Annotated in this window: 15 protein-coding genes; 6 read left to right on the top strand and 9 right to left on the bottom strand. The window is 76.1% G+C overall.

What is annotated here, in order from left to right; all coding sequences use genetic code 11:
• Positions 1–10: 10 nt before the first annotated feature.
• On the bottom strand, positions 11–970 hold the full coding sequence (gene pip, locus ACFC0B_RS04410) for a prolyl aminopeptidase (protein ID WP_376081956.1): 960 nt from the start codon (positions 968–970) through the stop codon (positions 11–13).
• Between the two features lie 132 nt (positions 971–1,102).
• Positions 1,103–1,759, bottom strand: coding sequence for a hypothetical protein (locus ACFC0B_RS04405; RefSeq protein ID WP_376081955.1), 657 nt, complete (start codon positions 1,757–1,759; stop codon positions 1,103–1,105).
• 233 nt (positions 1,760–1,992) lie between these two features.
• Here ACFC0B_RS04405 and ACFC0B_RS04400 point away from each other — a divergent pair, with 233 nt between their 5' ends.
• Both ACFC0B_RS04400 and ACFC0B_RS04395 read left to right on the top strand, forming a co-directional pair.
• A complete protein-coding gene (locus tag ACFC0B_RS04400; RefSeq protein ID WP_376081952.1) occupies positions 1,993–2,874 on the top strand; it encodes a helix-turn-helix domain-containing protein in 882 nt (293 codons plus the stop codon).
• The gene (locus ACFC0B_RS04395; protein ID WP_376081950.1) at positions 2,871–3,164 is read left to right on the top strand and encodes a putative quinol monooxygenase; all 294 of its coding nucleotides are present in this window, start codon (positions 2,871–2,873) and stop codon (positions 3,162–3,164) included. Before ACFC0B_RS04400 ends, ACFC0B_RS04395 begins: the two co-directional genes overlap by 4 nt.
• Before the next feature lie 47 nt (positions 3,165–3,211).
• On the opposite strand, the gene ACFC0B_RS04390 is transcribed toward ACFC0B_RS04395, so the two are convergent.
• On the bottom strand, positions 3,212–3,997 hold the full coding sequence (locus ACFC0B_RS04390) for a GNAT family N-acetyltransferase (RefSeq protein ID WP_376081947.1): 786 nt from the start codon (positions 3,995–3,997) through the stop codon (positions 3,212–3,214).
• Between the two features lie 219 nt (positions 3,998–4,216).
• Between ACFC0B_RS04390 and ACFC0B_RS04385 the strand changes: the two genes are divergently transcribed.
• Positions 4,217–4,906 carry a polysaccharide deacetylase family protein gene (locus tag ACFC0B_RS04385; protein ID WP_376081945.1) on the top strand — a complete coding sequence of 230 codons (690 nt, stop codon included), beginning with the start codon at positions 4,217–4,219 and terminating at the stop codon, positions 4,904–4,906.
• 48 nt (positions 4,907–4,954) lie between these two features.
• Here the strand turns inward: ACFC0B_RS04385 and ACFC0B_RS04380 are convergent, their stop codons facing one another.
• From ACFC0B_RS04380 to ACFC0B_RS04360, 5 genes are all read right to left on the bottom strand, one after another.
• Positions 4,955–7,054: a hypothetical protein gene (locus ACFC0B_RS04380; protein WP_376081943.1), complete on the bottom strand. Its 2,100-nt coding sequence runs from the start codon at positions 7,052–7,054 to the stop codon at positions 4,955–4,957.
• Entirely contained in the window at positions 7,051–8,850 is a 1,800-nt protein-coding gene (locus tag ACFC0B_RS04375; RefSeq protein ID WP_376081939.1) for an HSP90 family protein, read from the bottom strand. Before ACFC0B_RS04375 ends, ACFC0B_RS04380 begins: the two co-directional genes overlap by 4 nt.
• A gap of 183 nt (positions 8,851–9,033) precedes the next feature.
• Positions 9,034–10,161: a nucleotide disphospho-sugar-binding domain-containing protein gene (locus ACFC0B_RS04370; RefSeq protein WP_376081937.1), complete on the bottom strand. Its 1,128-nt coding sequence runs from the start codon at positions 10,159–10,161 to the stop codon at positions 9,034–9,036.
• A gap of 291 nt (positions 10,162–10,452) precedes the next feature.
• A complete protein-coding gene (locus tag ACFC0B_RS04365) occupies positions 10,453–10,878 on the bottom strand; it encodes a YjdF family protein (RefSeq protein ID WP_376081935.1) in 426 nt (141 codons plus the stop codon).
• Between the two features lie 117 nt (positions 10,879–10,995).
• Positions 10,996–11,886, bottom strand: coding sequence for a LysR family transcriptional regulator (locus tag ACFC0B_RS04360; protein WP_376081933.1), 891 nt, complete (start codon positions 11,884–11,886; stop codon positions 10,996–10,998).
• Between the two features lie 146 nt (positions 11,887–12,032).
• Between ACFC0B_RS04360 and ACFC0B_RS04355 the strand changes: the two genes are divergently transcribed.
• Positions 12,033–12,731 (top strand): SDR family oxidoreductase, encoded by a 699-nt coding sequence (locus ACFC0B_RS04355; protein ID WP_376081931.1) that lies wholly within the window; start codon positions 12,033–12,035, stop codon positions 12,729–12,731.
• Between the two features lie 35 nt (positions 12,732–12,766).
• On the opposite strand, the gene ACFC0B_RS04350 is transcribed toward ACFC0B_RS04355, so the two are convergent.
• Complete coding sequence (locus tag ACFC0B_RS04350; RefSeq protein ID WP_376081928.1) at positions 12,767–13,552, bottom strand: enoyl-CoA hydratase-related protein; 786 nt, start codon at positions 13,550–13,552, stop codon at positions 12,767–12,769.
• A 133-nt stretch (positions 13,553–13,685) separates the two neighbouring features.
• Here ACFC0B_RS04350 and ACFC0B_RS04345 point away from each other — a divergent pair, with 133 nt between their 5' ends.
• Together ACFC0B_RS04345 and ACFC0B_RS04340 are read left to right on the top strand one after the other, a co-directional pair.
• Positions 13,686–15,020 carry a PLP-dependent aminotransferase family protein gene (locus tag ACFC0B_RS04345; protein ID WP_376081925.1) on the top strand — a complete coding sequence of 445 codons (1,335 nt, stop codon included), beginning with the start codon at positions 13,686–13,688 and terminating at the stop codon, positions 15,018–15,020.
• Positions 15,021–15,126: 106 nt separating this feature from the next.
• Entirely contained in the window at positions 15,127–15,549 is a 423-nt protein-coding gene (locus ACFC0B_RS04340; RefSeq protein ID WP_376081922.1) for a cold-shock protein, read from the top strand.
• Positions 15,550–15,693: the final 144 nt, after the last annotated feature.

The following is a 15,693-nucleotide window of genomic DNA, read 5'->3' as shown; positions in this document are numbered from 1 at the left end:
GGTTGGGTGCTCAGCGGGTCTTGAACTCCTCCAGCGCCTCGCGGATGGTGCGGCCCATGAGCTCGCTGCCGGCGTGGCCGGAGTCCTCGATGATGTGCAGGCGGGCGCCCGGCCAGGCCTTGGCCAGCTCCCAGGCGGTCTGCACCGGGCAGCCCAGGTCGTGCCGGCCGTGCACCAGCACGCCGGGGATGCCGGCCAGCTTGTGGGCGTCGCGGATGAGCTGTCCCTCCTCCCACCAGGCGCCGTTGCCGAAGACATGGGCGCAGATCCGCACGAAGGCCACCCGGGCGTCGGTCTCCTGGCGGCTGTACATGCCGGGCACGCCGTTCGGCTCGCCGGAGACGACGGCGTCCTCCCAGGCCAGCCAGTCGGCGGCGGCGCGCTCGCGGACGGCGCGGTCCGGATGCTCCGTCAGCCGGGCGTAGGCGGCGAGCAGGTCGCCGTCGCGCTCGCCCTCGGGGACGGCGGCGCGGAACCGGTCCCAGGCCTCCGGGTGGAACTGCCCGGCGCCCCGGTAGAGCCAGTCGATCTCGGAGCGGCGGGCGGTGAACACGGCGGCGATCACCACCTCGGTGACCCGCTCCGGGTGCTGCTCCGCGTAGGCGACGGAGAGCGCCGAACCCCAGGAGGCACCGTTGACCAACCACCGCTCGATGCCCAGGTGTTCGCGCAGCCGCTCGATGTCCTCGATGAGGTGCCGGGTGGTGTTCAGCCGCATGTCCGCCGCCGGGTCGCTAGCGTGCGGGGTGCTGCGGCCGCAGTTGCGCTGGTCGAAGCGGACCACCCGGTAGGCGTCCGGGTCCCACGCCCGGGTCGGACGGTCGGGGGTGCCGGCCCCGGGGCCGCCGTGGATGTGCACGGCGGGCTTGCCGTCCGGGTTGCCGAGCTGTTCGTAGTAGAGGCGGTTGCCGTCTCCGGTGTCGAGGAACCCGCGGTCGTAGGGGCCGGTCGGAGGATAGAGATCAACCATGACGGTCGATCGTACGGGAGTTCGTCGACGCACGGCCCGGAACGGGAGATCCCGTCGCGGGCGGGGTCGGCCCGGCCGCGCTTGCGGAGGTCGAGCGGACCTGATCGGCGTGCTCGGCGTCCCGATGAGCGGCTACTGGGGCTCGCGAGCCGCCGCCACCGACGGCGACCCGGCGAAGCGGCTCGGCACCGCGTCCGCCCGGCCGACCGAACTCCGGCGGGGCCGGCGGGAGCGGAGGCGCGGGCTCGGAACCGTCCGGAGCCGGACCGGACCGGTCCCGGTCCCCGGCCCGCTTCCGGCCTCGGCCTCGGCCCCCGGCACGTTCCGCTCCCGGGTGGCGACGGTCAGACAGGCCGCGATCAGCACCAGGTTCTTGAGGATGTACTGCCCCTCCAGCGTGGGCACCGGCGGGACGCCGTGGGCCCACACGTCGTTCGGCAGCAGCACCAGCGTCGCGAACACGCCGGTCATGTGGACGAAGAACACGGCCAGGGTCAGCCGGAGCAGCACCCCGGTGACCAGGCCGAACCCGATGGAGACCTCCATCAGCGCCAGCAGGAACCGGGAGACGCCGGGCGGCACCGCGTCGAAGGTCATCAGGCTCATGCAGCGGGTGGCGAGGTCCTCGGCGGGGCTGGCTCCGGAGAAGAACTTCGGCAGCCCGAACCAGAGGTAGAGCACTCCCACGCTGACCCGCAGGACGCCGGGGGCCACGCGCCGGTAGGCGCGGGCGAACAGGTCGGCACGGCGTCTGGACGACCGGACCATCCGTACGGGAAACGACTCCATCTGCCCCTCCTTCAGCGCGATCCAGCAGAGTTCCCAGCACCGAACGGCAACGGGTCATGACGCGGTCGGTGGGATCCGGGTGAGGGGCGGCCCGGGGCACCGGCCGTGGCACGGCCTGTCAGGTACTGGCTCAGAACTCCGCAGCTTAGCGCCCTGCTGCCGCGCCGCATAGGCTTCCCGGCACTGCTCGACCACGAGAGGAAGGCGCGGCTCCGCCTTCTAGCATCACCGTCATGACTCCACTCCCGTCGGACCGTTCGCGGATCGGCCACGCACCGCCCGCGCCCGCGCTGCGGGCCCTCGTCGAGCGCTACTGGTGGTGCGAGGGCGGGGCGGGTGCGCTGCCCCGGCTGCTGCCGGGGACCGGCGCCGAGCTGTGGGTGCACTGGGCGGGCGGGGTGGAGCTGCGGGCGGCCGACGGCGGCGCGGCGGCGACGCCGCTGCCGGCCGCGCACCTGGTCTGCCTCCGCCGCACCGCTTGGCAGTTGGACCGGCGGCCGGGGGCGACCGGTTTCCTGGCGGTACGGCTGCGGGCGGGCGCGCTGCGCCATCTCGTGCCGTTCGGCGTCGACGAGGTGGCCGACCGGATCGTGGCCGCCGAGGACCTCTGGGGCGCGGCCGGCCGGCGACTCGTCGAGCGGGTCCGCACGGCCGCCGGCGCGAGCGAGCGCGTCGCGGCGCTGCACGGGTTCCTCACCGGGCTGCTCGTCGAGCACCACCGCCCGGAGCCCTGGCTGGACGCCGCCGTCGGGCGCGTCTACCGCCGGCCGGCCGGTCTGCGGATGGACCGGCTCGCCGAGGCGGCCGGGGTCGGCGCGCGCCGGCTGCAGCGGGCGTTCCCGGCGGCCGTGGGGGCCGGTCCCAAGGAGTTCCAGCGCCTGGCGCGGTTCCAGCGGCTCGCCCGGCACCTGCTGCGGGAGGACGAACGCGACTACCTGCCCGCGGCGTTGACGGCCGGCTACTACGACCAGGCCCACTTCGTCCGCGAGTTCCGGCGGCTCACCGGCGAACGGCCGACCGCCCTGCTCGGGCGGGGCCTGTCGCATTTCTACTATCCGCCGCTCGCCCCCGGCGGCCAGGCTGGCCTCCTACCGACACGGAAGGAACTCCCATGACCATGGTGCTGGCGATCCTGCGGACGCGGCCGGAGCAGGCGGACGCCCTCGACGCGGCCCTGCGCGAGGTGGCCGAGTCCACCCTGCGCGAACCGGGCGCCCTCGCGTACACGGTCGCCCGCCAGGACGGTGACCGCTTCCTGGTGGTGGAGCGGTACGCCGACCAGGCGGCCCGCGAGGCCCACTTCGCCGCCCCCTATGTAGCCGGCCTGCTCGCCCGCTTCCCCGAACTGCTCGCCGAGGAGCCGCAGGTCGAACTCGCCGAAGTGATCTCGGCGTTCGCCCGCTGAACCGGCGGCCGGGCCCGCGGCCGAGGCCCCGGCCGAGCGGGCCGCCGTCACTCCCCGGGCCCGCCGCCGGGGGCGCGCAGGGCGAGGAAGGTGACCCGTCGGCGCTGCCGGAAGCCCAGCGCCTCGTAGAGCCGGATCGCGCCGGTGTTCTCCGCCGCGGTGTGCAGGAAGGGCGTGTCGCCGCGCTCGTGCACGCCCGCCGCGACCGCCCGCACCAGCCGGGAGGCGAGTCCCTGCCCCCGGTGCGACTCGGCGGTGCAGACGGCGCTCAGCTCCGTCCAGCCCGGCGGCCGCAGGCGCTCGCCGGCCATCGCGACCAGCACGCCGCCCCGCCGGATGCCCAGGTAGCGGCCGAGTTCGACGGTGCGGGGCAGGAAGGGGCCCGGCCGGGTCCGCTCCACCAGGGCCAGCATCTCCGGCACGTCGGCCGGTCCCAGCCGGACGGCCTCCTCGTCGGGCCCGGTCCGCACCGCCTCCCCCACCAGCTGGACACCCGGCAGCTCGTGGACCAGCTCCCAGTCGGCGGGCACCTCGTCCGGGGAGCCGACGGCGCCGACGACGGCGCCGGGTTCGACCAGCGCGGCCAGGTCCCGCCAGTCCCGGGCGTCGGGCCGGTCGGGCAGGGCGACGAACGGCGACACGTCGGCCGGGTAGCGCAGCGCGGCGCCGTTCCGTTCGGCGAGGCCGGCGTGCGGGCCGAGCAGCGCGGAGCGCACCGGGTTGTCCAGGGGGTGACCGGGCACGGCGGCGCCGGGGGCCTCCGCGGGGTGCGGGACGGCGCCGACGGCGCCGGGACGGGCGCCGTCGGGGGCGAGCGCGGGCTGCTGGGGCATCGGGAACCGTTCCTTGGTCGCGGACTTCGACGGTACCTCGACCGGGGGGCGCACCGGGAGGGCCGATTGCGGGCCGCGGGCGCGCGGCCTGGCCGAAGTGCGACCCCGGTCCGCCGCGGACCCGCGACGGTGCGTGGGCCGGCCGCTACATTGGGGCGCAGTGCCGGGCAGGGGGCGGGCACCGGGTTCGTTCCCGTGCCGCGGCCGTAGGGAGGACCTGTGTCTTCACCCCGCGCAGCGGACCGGCCCCGGGGGCGCCGCGCCGCCCGGCTCGCCGTCGGAGCCCTGCTGGCGGCCGCCACCGCCGTCGTCGCCCTGCCCGCCGCCCCGGCGCAGGCCGCCGAGGCCAAGGTCGTCTACCTCACCTTCGACGACGGCCCGAGCCCCCGCTACACCCCGCAGGTGCTCGCGCTGCTGTCCCAGTACGGTGTGCGCGCCACCTTCTTCGAGATCGGCCAGAACGTCGCCGCCAACCCCGCGGTCACCCGGCAGGTGGCCGCCCAGGGACACAGCGTGCAGAACCACAGCTGGTCCCACCCGGACCTCCGCAAGCTCTCCAGGTCCGCCTTCCAGGACCAGGTGACGGCCACCGACGCCCGCATCCGGGCGCAGACCGGCACCACCCCGACGTGCCTGCGCCCGCCCTACGGCGGGGTGAACGGCACCGTCCGCTCGGCCGCGGCCGGCCTCGGCAAGAGCATCCAGCTGTGGAGCGTCGACCCCCAGGACTGGGCCCGACCCGGCCGCGCCGCCATCGAGCGCCGCGTGCTCAACGCCGTCAAGCCGGGCTCCGTCGTCCTCCTCCACGACGGCGGCGGCGACCGCAGCCAGACCGTCGCCGCCCTGCCCGCCGTCCTGCGCACCCTGAAGTCCCGCGGCTACACCTTCGCCCTCCTCCCCTGCCGGTGAGCGGAGCCGCCGCCCCGGCCCGCCGGCCGGCGGGCCGGGGCGGAACCGTCAGTACTCGTCGGCCTCCAGGACCTCGTCCTCGGTGATCTCGTGGGCGGCCATCACGGCGGCGGCCTCGTCGGTGGCGCCGCGCAGGCGCAGCACGCGGACCAGCAGCAGTGCCGCGTCCCAGGTGTACGCCGTGTCGTCCGCGGCGACCAGGGCGGCGCGGGCGGCCTCCTCGGCGGCCGGCGGGTCGTTGAGGCGCAGGTACTCCTCGCCCAGGTCGGTCAGCACGTCGCAGAGTTCCTCGGTGAGGTCCCCGGTCCCGGCCGGGTCCGCGGCCAGGCGGTGCTCCAGCAGGGTGCGGGCGGTGAGCAGCCGGTCGGCGGCCTCGCGGTGGCGGCCCGCCGCGCGGATCTGGTCGACGTAGCCGCGCAGGACGGCGACGACCTCGGCGGTGTGCGGGGCGACGTCCGGCGGCGACCCGTCGAGGAGGGTGTCGAGCGTGCCGCGGGCCTCCGTCAGGATGTCCCGCAGGACGCCCGTCTCGGCCACCGTGTCGCCGTAGGGGTGGCGCCACATCGCCTGGACGAGTGCGCCGAGCCGCTCGGTGGTCCGGTCGGCGGCGGCGAAGCCGCGGGCCGCGGCGAGGAACCGGGCGGCCGCGTCCCCGCCGTGGCCGAGCAGCTCCGCCAGCCGGACCTCCAGCTCGGGCCGGGGCGGCAGCGCGGCGGGCAGGGCGGTGTCCCCCGGGTCGTCCAGCAGCTCGCGCAGTCGCTCGGCGGCGGCACCGCGCTCGCCGCTCTCCTCACCGATGCGGACGAGCAGCCAGCGGCAGGCGGCCGCCTCCGCGGGCGGGCCCTGCCGGTCCAGTTCGCGGACGGCCTCCTCGGCGGCCTGCGCCGCTTCGGCGAGGCGGTCGGCGGCCAGCAGGGCCTCGGCGAGCTCGACCCGGGCACGGGCGGCCGCGGGCGCGTCGCCGGCCGCGACGAGGACCGCGACCCGCTCGGTCAGGCGGTGGACGCGTTCGCCGCTGCGCGCGCGCAGGTCCCCGCCGGAGCCCGGGAGCGGGACCGGCTCGCCGATCGGCGCGGCGGCCGCCCACTCCCGCATCCGGGCGCTCTGGTAGCCGTTGCCGTTGCGCTCGTCGAACCGGGCCGCGAGGCCGAACGCGCGCTCGCGCAGCTCGGCGGCGAGCCCGGCGACCGCGGTGTCCGGGCGGCGGCGGCCCTGGACGGTCGGGAAGCGCAGCAGCAGCTCCCCGTCACCGGAGGCCTCCAGGGCCGACAGCACCGCGACGGCCGCCGCCGCGAACTCCATCTCGGCCAGCGGGGTCCGGGCCCGGTCCAGCCAGCCGAGGTGGCGCTCGATCAGGTCGAGCCCGTGCCCCGGGTTGCCGCTCTGCGCGCAGAACAGCAGGTTGGAGGCGAGCTCGCCGAGGTCGGCCGGGTTGCCGCGGATCCGCCGGTACGCGACGCGGTGCGCCTCGGCCGCCTGCTCGCCGCGGCCGGTCCGCAGGTAGGGCAGCAGCAGCTCGGAGTTGAGCCACTGCGGCTGCTCGGCGCAGCCCGAGCGGCGGGCCGGCTCGCCGAGCCGGATCGCCTCCTCGTCGCGGCCGAGCGCGACGAGGGTCCGCACCTGGCTGCTCGGCACGCAGCCGGAGCAGTCCGAGAGGCTGTCGCGGCGGGTGAGCGCCATCTGCTCGTAGTACTCCTGGGCGCGGGCGAGGTCGCCGACGGCCTCGGCCAGCAGCCCGCGGTGCTGGAGGACGGCGTGCGGGCTGTGGCCGCCGCGCCGGTAGCGGCGCTCCATGTCGTCGAGCAGGTCCTCGGACCGGCCCAGCGGGATCTCCGGGAACTGGTGGACGCTGGCGACCATCCACTTGAACTGCCAGAGCAGGGTGTGCTCGTGCCCGCCCTCGAAGCGCCCCGGCTCGCGGTCGTAGGCCGCCAGGCACCAGGAGAAGGTGAGGAAGGCCTTGGCCGGCGCCCAGCTCCGCTGGAACACCTCGGTGGCCTCCATCCGCACGTCGAAGGCGAACTCGACCAGCCCGAGCGCGTCGGCGTGGCGGATCACTTCGTCCAGGGCGGCGAACCTCGCCGCCCCGTCGGGCATGGCGCGGGTGCTGCGGAAGAGTTCGCGCAGTTCCTGCTCGGTGCGGCTCACGCGGCGCCTCCGGCGACGGCCCGGCCGATCAGGCCGAGGAAGGACTGGTTGAGGGCCGCGGTGTCGGCCGGGCGCAGCGGGTGGTGGCCGAGCAGCAGCGCCTGGACGTAGAGGCCCTCCAGGCACGTCGCCCGCAGCTCCGGGTCGGCCAGCGCCAGCACCTGCCGGGCCAGCGGGTTGCGGTGGTTGAGGACGAGGCGGGGCCGGGGCTCGGTCTCGTCGCGGAGGCTGCCGAGGATCGCCGCCCAGGTGTCGTCCACCTGCTCGCGGGCGCCGCGCAGGTCCAGCTGGAAGGCGGTGTCCTCGTCGAGCAGGTAGAGGGCGGGCAGACCGGACGGTTCGAAGGAGCGGACCAGCAGGTCGCAGCCGAGGCGGGCGAGCACCGGGTCGGCGGCCGTGAGGAAGGGCGCGAGCGCCCGCTCGTCCGCCGCGTCCAGCCGGGCCAGGTGGGTGGTGAGGTCGGCCGCGCGCAGCTGCTCGGTCTCCAGCGAGCGGTCGACGCCGGCGAACCGGTCGATCAGCTCGGCGTCGTAGACGTAGCCGGCGTTGACGACGGCGAGCCCCTGCGCGGCGGCGACCGGCGCCAGCTGGCGGAACTCGTCCAGCAGCGGGGTGTAGCGGAGCAGCCCGTAGCGGGCGGTGAACTCGGCGAGGGTGAGCGGGCCGACGTTGGTCTCCATCGGCCAGAACTCGGCGACCAGCCCGAGCATCTCGTCGTCGTGCAGGGCCAGCGCCTTCACGCCCAGGTGGTGCACCCGCAGGAAGGAGCGCAGCCGGGCCGGCTCCTGGACACTGAGGCGCACCAGCCAGCCGCGCAGCCGGTCGCCCAGCGCTTCCCGGGTCGCCTCCAGCAGCGAGTCCTCGTAGAGCGCCTCGCGGCTCGCGGTGGGCCGGAGCTCGGTGGTGTCGACGACGCAGCGCACGAAGAACGCCCATTCGGGCAGCAGCCGTTCGGCGCCCTCGGAGAGCAGCATCTGCTTGAGGTAGACGCGGTGCGCCGCAGGGACGGCCGGGTTGGCCGGCATCGGCAGCACGAAGGCGACGCCGCGCAGTCCGGCCTCGGCCGCGCCGAGGTCGACGACGTCGAACGGGGCGAAGCCGAACACCTCCTCGCAGTACGCCTCCAGGCGGGCCCGGCGCTCGGCGGCGCCCTCGCCCTCGGGGCGCTCCCAGGGGGCCGGTCCGCCGGTGACCGGCTCGCCGTCGACGGTGACCGTGTGCGGGAGCCGCGCGCCGTAGTGGGCGACCAGCTCGGTGACGGCGCGGCGGGTCAGCAGGTGCTCGCAGCCGGGGCGCGGGCGCAGGGTGACGGTGGTGCCGGCCTCGGGGCGCTGCCGGTCGGCGGGGGCCGGAGTCAGCGCGTAGCCGCCGTCGGAGCGGCCGTGCCACAGGACGGTGGGCTCGCCCTCCCGGCGGGTGGCCACCTCGATGGCGTCGGAGACCATGAAGCAGGAGAGCAGTCCGATGCCGAACTGGCCCATGAACTCGTGCCGGGCGAAGCCCAGGTCGTCGCGCTTGGAGCTGCGGCCGATGGTCGCGAGCAGTTCGTGCACCTGGGCCTCGCTCAGCCCGATGCCGTTGTCGCTGATCGTCAGCGAACCGTCGCCGGTCGCCTCGCCGGAGGAGATGGCGATCCTGGGCGCCTGCCCGGCCGCGCCGCCGTCCTGGTGCGCGGCGGTGATGGCGTCGACCGCGTTCTGCAGCAGTTCGCGGACGTACACCTGCGGGCTGGTGTAGAGGTGGTGGCTCAGCAGATCGACGATTCCGCGCAGGTCGACGCGAAATGTTTGGCTCACGGATTCTTCTCCCCGGTCGTCTTGGGAGCACCCTAGGGCCGGGCACCGACACGGGGGAGCGAATTTCGCGCGGAGGTTCGAGCGGTGGCGAACCGGGCGCGGTACCGGCGGGCACCCCGAGGACGCCCCGGGCCGCCGGTCGGGCGGTCCGGGGCCGAGGGCACGGACGGGGGCGGGGACGGATCAGGAACGGGCGGTGGCGAGGGCCTCGATGTCGGGCACCAGGTCCGCCGGGGACGGCAGGGCGTCGTTCTCCGCCCGCAGCCGGGTGGCACCCTCGCGCAGTACGGGGTCGGTGACCAGGCGGGTGAGCAGCTCGGTGTCCACGTCCGCGCTGGAGGAGCGCAGCGCGGCCCCGGTGGCGACCATGGCGTCGGTGACCGTGAAGTTGTCGGCGCCCTGGGGCAGCAGGAGCTGGGGCAGGCCGGCCTGCATCCCGGTGAGGGTGCTGCCGGATCCGCCGTGGTGGACGACCGCGTCGCACACCCGCAGCAGTTCGGCGAGCGGCACCCACGGCAGCGCGTGGACGTTGGCCGGCAGCCTGCCCAGGTCGGCCAGGTCGGCGTCCCCGACGGCGAGCAGGAACTCGGCGTCGACCCCGGCGGCGGCCTCGGTCAGCGGGGCGATGGCCTCCAGCCCGTCCGTCCCGGCGATCACCGTGCCGAGGGTCACGGCGACCCGCGGCCGCACGCCCCGGTGCAGCAGCGCGGCGGGGACGACGCCGCCGCCGTTGTACGGGAGGTAGCGCATCCGCAGGCCGGTCGGGTCGCCGCCGAGCGAGGCGGGCACGATGTTCAGCGGGGTGGTGTCGGCGGGCGCGGCCACGCCCTGCTTCTCGTAGACGTCGGTGAACCGGTCGGCCAGCCGGGCGGCCATGTCGAGGCCGGAGCTGAAGCCGAAGTTCTGCAGCGCCGCCGGGATGCCGAGCTTGGCCGCGACCAGCTGGGCGGAGGCCAGGCAGGAGTCGTGGATGATCAGCCGGGCCTCCCAGCCGGCGGCCACGGCCAGCAGGTCGTCCACGGTGGAGCGCGAGGCGAGGGCGAAGGCGGCGGCGCCGAGGTCCATGATCTCGTCCTGCGTCAGGTCCGGCTGGGCGTAGTGCGCCTGGCTGCCGAACACCTCCTCGAAGGCCTCCTTCAAGGGCCGCCCGTCGCCGATCTCGACGATCGGGAACCCGGCCTGGCGGAGCTCGTCCAGCGGCCGCGGACTGGCGAACAGGACCTCGTGCCCGGCGGCCCGCAGGGCCTGGGCGGTCGGCACCATCGGGAAGAAGTGACTGGGTGCGGCCGGGCCGGTGAAGAGAATGCGCACAGCTGTCTCCTGGTCGTTCGCGGGTCGGTCGTCATCGGATCGCACGGGGAGCGATCCACTCGCCGCCCTCAACTGACGGACGGTCAGCTGCCCTTCCCGGTGGGATCGATAATCGGACGTTCTCGCCCGCGACGGTGGGAGGCCGGGGGCTCGCACTGCCCCCGAGCGGCGCCCGGCGGGCGGTGCGCGCCGGGTTCCCCGCCCGTCCCTGCGGAGCCGCGGAAGGGCCGGGCAGCAGGGCGGGCAGGGCAGCGGAACCGGCGGGTCGGCAGGTCGGCGGGCCGGGCGGCGCTACCGGCCGCGGTGCCGGGCCCGGGCGCGCGACCTGGCCTGTTCCCGCCGTTCGCGGGCGGCCTCGGCGGCGCGGCGCTTGGCGGCGGCGCGGTTGAGGTGTCCGGCCTGCTCGTGCGCGCGGGCCAGCGCCTCCTCGGCGGCGCCGCCCAGCGGCCGGGCCGCGAGGTCGCGGGCCGCCTGCCGGGCGAGCCGCTTGGGGTTCACCGCCCGCCGTTCCGGCCGCCGCCCACCGGCCACGGCGGGGGCGGCGAGCGCGCGCTCCAGCAGCCGGTCGAAGCCGCGGCGGACGAACTCCAGCAGCTCCGCGTTGCCCGGTTCGGCCCCGAAGACATGACGGGCCGCCCGGACCCCGTCGGGGCCCGAGACCTCCAGTACACCGACCCAGAACGGGTCGTCGAAGAACACGCTGAACGTGCTCGGCATGGTGCGTCCTCCCATGGTGGTGCCACGTCCCCGCGCGCGGCCGCGCGTCGGGAGGAACGCGCCGGACACCCTGGGAGGGAGGTTACTGACCGCCGGCCGGGGCCTTCGGCGCCCGGACTACCGACCGGGCCGTGTTTTCGCGCGCTCCGGGACCGATCGTACGGGGCCGGGGCCGCCCGGCTCCGGGGTTTTCCCGCCGCGGTCCGGGCGCAGCACCGCGGCGGCCGTCGCCAGGAAGTCCGCCACCGGCCCCGGGCCGTACCCCTCCGGCACCGCCAGGCAGGTCGCGACCGGCGGGAAGTCGGTGACCGGCAGGTAGACCACGTCGGGGCGGGCGTACGAGCGGGTGATGCTCAGCGGGAGGAGGGCGACGCCCTGCCCGGAGGCGATCAGCTCGAACTTCTCGTCCAGCGAGGAGGTCCGCCGGCTCCGGACGTCGAGCAGCGGCTCGCCGTCGAGGTCGGCCAGGGCGAGGGCGTCGCGGCCCGCGAGCGGATGGGTCACCGGCAGGCAGGCGACCTTGGTCTCCTGTCCGATCGGCACGGTGTGCAGTCCGGTGTCGTCGAAGGGGTGGCGCAGGAAGGCCACGTGCGCCCGGCCCTCGCGCAGCGGCGCGTCCCGCTCCGTCCAGCGCAGCGGGAGGACGTCCACGGCGATCCCCGGGTGGCTCGCCGTGAACGCCCGGATCGCCTCGGCCACGTGCAGGCCCGCCGAGAACCCGACGACCAGCCGCCGCTCCCCGCGTCCGGCCTCCCGCACGCGGCCCAGCGCAGCGTCCACCGCCCCGGTGATCCGGCCGGCCTCCTCGGACAACTGAAGTCCGGCGGGGGTGAGTTCGACGCTCCGGGTGGTCCGGGTGAGCAGCCGGAGGCCCAGTTCGCGTTCGAACGCGCGGATCTGGCGGCTGAGGACCGGCTGGGCAATGAACAGCGCCTCGGCCGCGCGGCCGAAGTGGCGGTGCTCGGCGACCGCGACGAAGTAGCGGAGCTTGCGCAGGTCCAGATCCATACCCGGACGGTATCAATGAGTCCGGAAGGGTATTGGACCCCCGGACCGGGGCGCTCGGAGACTGGCCGGGTGAGCGCCCGCCCGGTGCGGGCGCGTGATCGACTCCCTCCCGCCCCCTCCCGCCCCCTCCCCGAACAGGACCACCCATGACCGCCTCCCGTCCGACCGCCCTCGTCGTCGGCGCCTCCCGCACCCTCGGTCTCGGCATCGCCGCCGAGTACCTCCGGCGCGGCTGGGACGTCATCGGCACCGTCCGCGGCGGCCGGCCCACCGGCCTGCACGAGCTGCGGGCCGCGTCGCCCGAGGGCCGACTGGCCGTCGAGTCGCTGGAGATGACCGATCCGGAGCAGATCGCGGCGCTCCGCGACCGGCTGGCCGGACGCACCCTCGACCTGCTCTTCGTCAACGCCGCCATCGCCCGCGGCGACCTCCCGGTCGGCGAGGTGCCGACGGACGTGTTCACCGAGGTCATGGTGACCAACGCGCTCAGCCCGATGCGTGTCGTCGAGGCCCTCCGCCCGCTGGTCGCACCGGCCGGGACCATCGGCGTGATGTCCTCCGCCCAGGGCAGCGTCGCGCTCAACACCAGGGGCGGACAGGACCTGTACCGGGCCAGCAAGTCGGCGCTCAACCAGCTGATGCGCTGCCACGCCGCCCGCCACGCCGGGGACGGCCGGACGCTGCTGCTCATGGACCCGGGCTGGGTGCGCACCGGACTCGGCGGCCCCGGGGCCCGGCTGAGCGTCGAGGAGAGCGTCCCCGGGGTGGTGGCGACGATCGAGCACCACCGGGGCGCGCGCGGCCTGCACTTCGTGGACCACCTGGGGCAGGTCGTGCCCTGGTAGCGGCCGCGGCACCGCCCCGGCGGGTGCCCGCCGCTTCAACGCCGGTCGGCCGAGCGGTCCAGGAAGCGGCGCAGGCCGTCGCGCACGCCCTCGGTGGGGACGGTGGCGGCGAACCAGGCCGCCTCGACGGCCAGGCCCTCCTCGATCGGCAGGTTGATGCCCCGGGTCACCGCCCGCAGGCAGGCGGCCACCGCGGTGGGCGCGTGCCGGGTGATCCGGGCCGCCAGGTCGCGGGCCGCGCCGAGGAGCTCGCCGGCCGGCACGACCGCGTTGACCAGGCCCAGTTCGGCCGCGCGGGCGGCCGGGACCGGGTCGCCGGTGAGGATCAGCTCCAGGGCGCGCTTGCGCCCGACGTGGCGCGGCAGCCGCTGGGAGCCGCCGAAGGGCGGCGGGAAGCCGAGGGTGATCTCCGGCTTGGCGAAGGTCGCGTGCTCGGCGGCCAGGGCCAGCGGCGCGGCCTCGGTCAGCTCGCACCCGCCCCCGTACGCGAGGCCGTTGACGGCGGCGATGACCGGCTTGGGGAACTCCTCGACGCGCCGGGTCAGCGCGTGCCCGCGCCGGACGATCTCGCGCAGTGCCGTCTCCGGGCCGTCCGCGGAGCGGGCGATGCTGCCGGCCAGCGAGGGGATGTCCGCGCCGGCGCTGAAGGCGCGGTCGCCGGCGCCGGTGAGGATCACCGCCCGGACGGCGTCGTCGCGCTCGGCCGCGTCGAGGTGCGCGAGCAGCGCGTCGACGGTCGGGTAGTCGAGCGCGTTGAGCTTGCTCTCGCGGTCGATGGTCAGGATCGCGACGTCGCCGTCGCGCGCGCTGTGCACGGTCATGCCCGTACTCCGTTTCCGCTTGCCGGGTTCGCCGCCGAGGCTAGGAGCGGGCGGGCAGGGCAATCCAGGAATTGTCCTGGATACACTTCACCGGCCCGGCCCGGCCTGCTCCGCTCGACCGAGAGGTGCCGACATGCGACCGCCCGCCTACAAGGCCGTCGTCGACGAGTACGCCGACGCGATCCGCTCCGGCGCCCTGCCGGCCGGCGCCCGGCTGCCCACCCACCGCGCGCTCGCCCGCGAGCGCGGCATCGCACCGGCCACCGCCACCCGGGTGTACGCCGAACTGTCCGCCGCCGGACTGGTGGTCGGCGAGCAGGGCCGGGGCACCTTCGTCAGGGTCCGCTCCGGCTACGACGGCCTCGAACCCTCCCGCGCCCTCCCGGTGCCGAGAGTCGCCGACCTGTCGTTCAACCAGCCGCTCTCCCCCGGCCAGGACGACGACCTGCGCCAGGCCCTGCGCGCGCTCGCCGCCTCCGGCGACGTCACCGCGCTGCTGCGCCAGCACCCGCCCGGCGGCCACCACCACGACCGGGCGGCGGTGGCCACCCACCTGCTGGAGCGCGGCATCGACACCGCCCCGCGCAACGTCCTGCTGACCGCCGGGGCGCAGCAGGCGCTGGACTGCGTGCTGCGCGCGGTCACCCGGCCCGGCGACGTCCTCGCGGTCGACGCGCTCAGCTACCCGGGGATCAAACTGCCGGCCGCCGACCGCGGCCTGGAGCTCGCCCCCGTTCCGGTCACCCCGGACGGCCCGGACCTCGACGCGCTGGAGCGGCTGTGCCGGGCCCGCCGGGTCCGCGCCGTCTACACCATGCCGACCGTGCACAACCCGCTCGGCTGGGTCCTGGACGCCGCTCGGCGCGAGCGGCTGGCCGCCCTCGCCCGCGCCCACGACTGCCTGCTGGTGGAGGACGGCACCTACGCCTTCCTGGAGGCCGCGCCGCCGCCCCCGCTGCGGACCCTGGCGCCCGAACGCACCTGCTACGTCGCCGGACTGTCCAAGAGCGTCGCCGCCGGACTGCGGTTCGGCTTCGCCGTCGTGCCCGACGCCCTGCTGCGGCCGGTGACGCGCAGCCTGCGCGCCGCCGCCTGGGGAGCCCCCGGCCTGGTCACCGCCGTCGCCACCGGCTGGCTCGCCGACGGCACGGTGGCCCGTCTGGAGCGCGAGCGCCGGGCCGACGCCGCCGAGCGCCAGCGCATCGCGCGCGCCGCCCTCGCCGGCCTGGACGTCCGGGCGCACCCCGCCTCCTACCTGCTGTGGCTGTCCCTGGAGCCGCACCAGCGCCCGGACCACGTCGCCGCCGTCCTGGCCGAGCGGGGCATCCTGGTGTCCACGGCCGACGCCTTCGCCACCGGCGCGTACCGCCCCGCCGCCCTCCGACTCGCCCTGGCCACTCCGCCGCGCGCCGAACTCGGCGGAGTGCTGGAGCGGTTGAGGGCCGCGATCGAGTCCGTCGCCCCCTGAGCGGGGCCGCCGCGGCGGTCGGGGACGTGTTCCGGGCGGCCGGTCCTCTATTCTCTACGTCAGGTGTCGGGCAGGGGGCCCGGGTTGTTGTCCTTGGGGGTGTGTTGTGGTCACCGGTCGGGTGGTGCGGTACGACAGTGTGCGCGGGTACGGGTTCATCGCTCCGGACCACGGCGGGGAGGACGTCTTCCTGCACGTCAACGACATGCTGATGCCCGAGTCGCTGGTGCACTCGGGCCTGGTGGTCGAGTTCGAGATGGAGGAGGGCGACCGGGGGCTGAAGGCCTCCTCGGTGCGCCTGCCCAAGGGGGCGCCGACCCGGCCGGCCGGTCCGGCGGTGTCCGCCGCGCGGGCGGCGGCGGCCGAGGGCGACGAGGTGGAGTGCGACGTCCTCACCTCCGCGGAGCTCCTGGTGGAGGTGACCGAGCTGCTGCTGGAGCAAGTGCCGTCGCTCACCGGCGAGCAGGTCCTCAAGGTGCGCAACGCCGTGCTGCAGTGCGCGAAGGCCCACGGCTGGACCGAGGGCTGAGCCCGGGGCCCCGCGGGTCGCGGGGCCGGATCGCAGGGCCGTGGGGGGGGGCCCCCCCCCCCGGGGGGGCCGGCGGGGGGGGGGGGGGGGGGGGGGGGGGGTGTGGGGGGGGGGGGGGGGGGGAGGAGGGAGAGGCGGGCGGGC

Origin of the sequence: Kitasatospora sp. NPDC056184, assembly GCF_042268405.1 — a bacterium.
In the GTDB taxonomy this organism is placed as follows: Bacteria; Actinomycetota; Actinomycetes; order Streptomycetales; family Streptomycetaceae; genus Kitasatospora.
This window is presented reverse-complemented; position numbering and strand designations above follow the sequence as displayed.

Coding starts and splice junctions, on each gene's coding strand:
- pip (WP_376081956.1), bottom strand. CDS start 970: ATGGTTGATCTCTATCCTCCGACCGGCCCCTACGACCGCGGGTTCCTC.
- ACFC0B_RS04405 (WP_376081955.1), bottom strand. CDS start 1,759: ATGGAGTCGTTTCCCGTACGGATGGTCCGGTCGTCCAGACGCCGTGCC.
- ACFC0B_RS04400 (WP_376081952.1), top strand. CDS start 1,993: ATGACTCCACTCCCGTCGGACCGTTCGCGGATCGGCCACGCACCGCCC.
- ACFC0B_RS04395 (WP_376081950.1), top strand. CDS start 2,871: ATGACCATGGTGCTGGCGATCCTGCGGACGCGGCCGGAGCAGGCGGAC.
- ACFC0B_RS04390 (WP_376081947.1), bottom strand. CDS start 3,997: ATGCCCCAGCAGCCCGCGCTCGCCCCCGACGGCGCCCGTCCCGGCGCC.
- ACFC0B_RS04365 (WP_376081935.1), bottom strand. CDS start 10,878: ATGCCGAGCACGTTCAGCGTGTTCTTCGACGACCCGTTCTGGGTCGGT.
- ACFC0B_RS04360 (WP_376081933.1), bottom strand. CDS start 11,886: ATGGATCTGGACCTGCGCAAGCTCCGCTACTTCGTCGCGGTCGCCGAG.
- ACFC0B_RS04355 (WP_376081931.1), top strand. CDS start 12,033: ATGACCGCCTCCCGTCCGACCGCCCTCGTCGTCGGCGCCTCCCGCACC.
- ACFC0B_RS04350 (WP_376081928.1), bottom strand. CDS start 13,552: ATGACCGTGCACAGCGCGCGCGACGGCGACGTCGCGATCCTGACCATC.
- ACFC0B_RS04345 (WP_376081925.1), top strand. CDS start 13,686: ATGCGACCGCCCGCCTACAAGGCCGTCGTCGACGAGTACGCCGACGCG.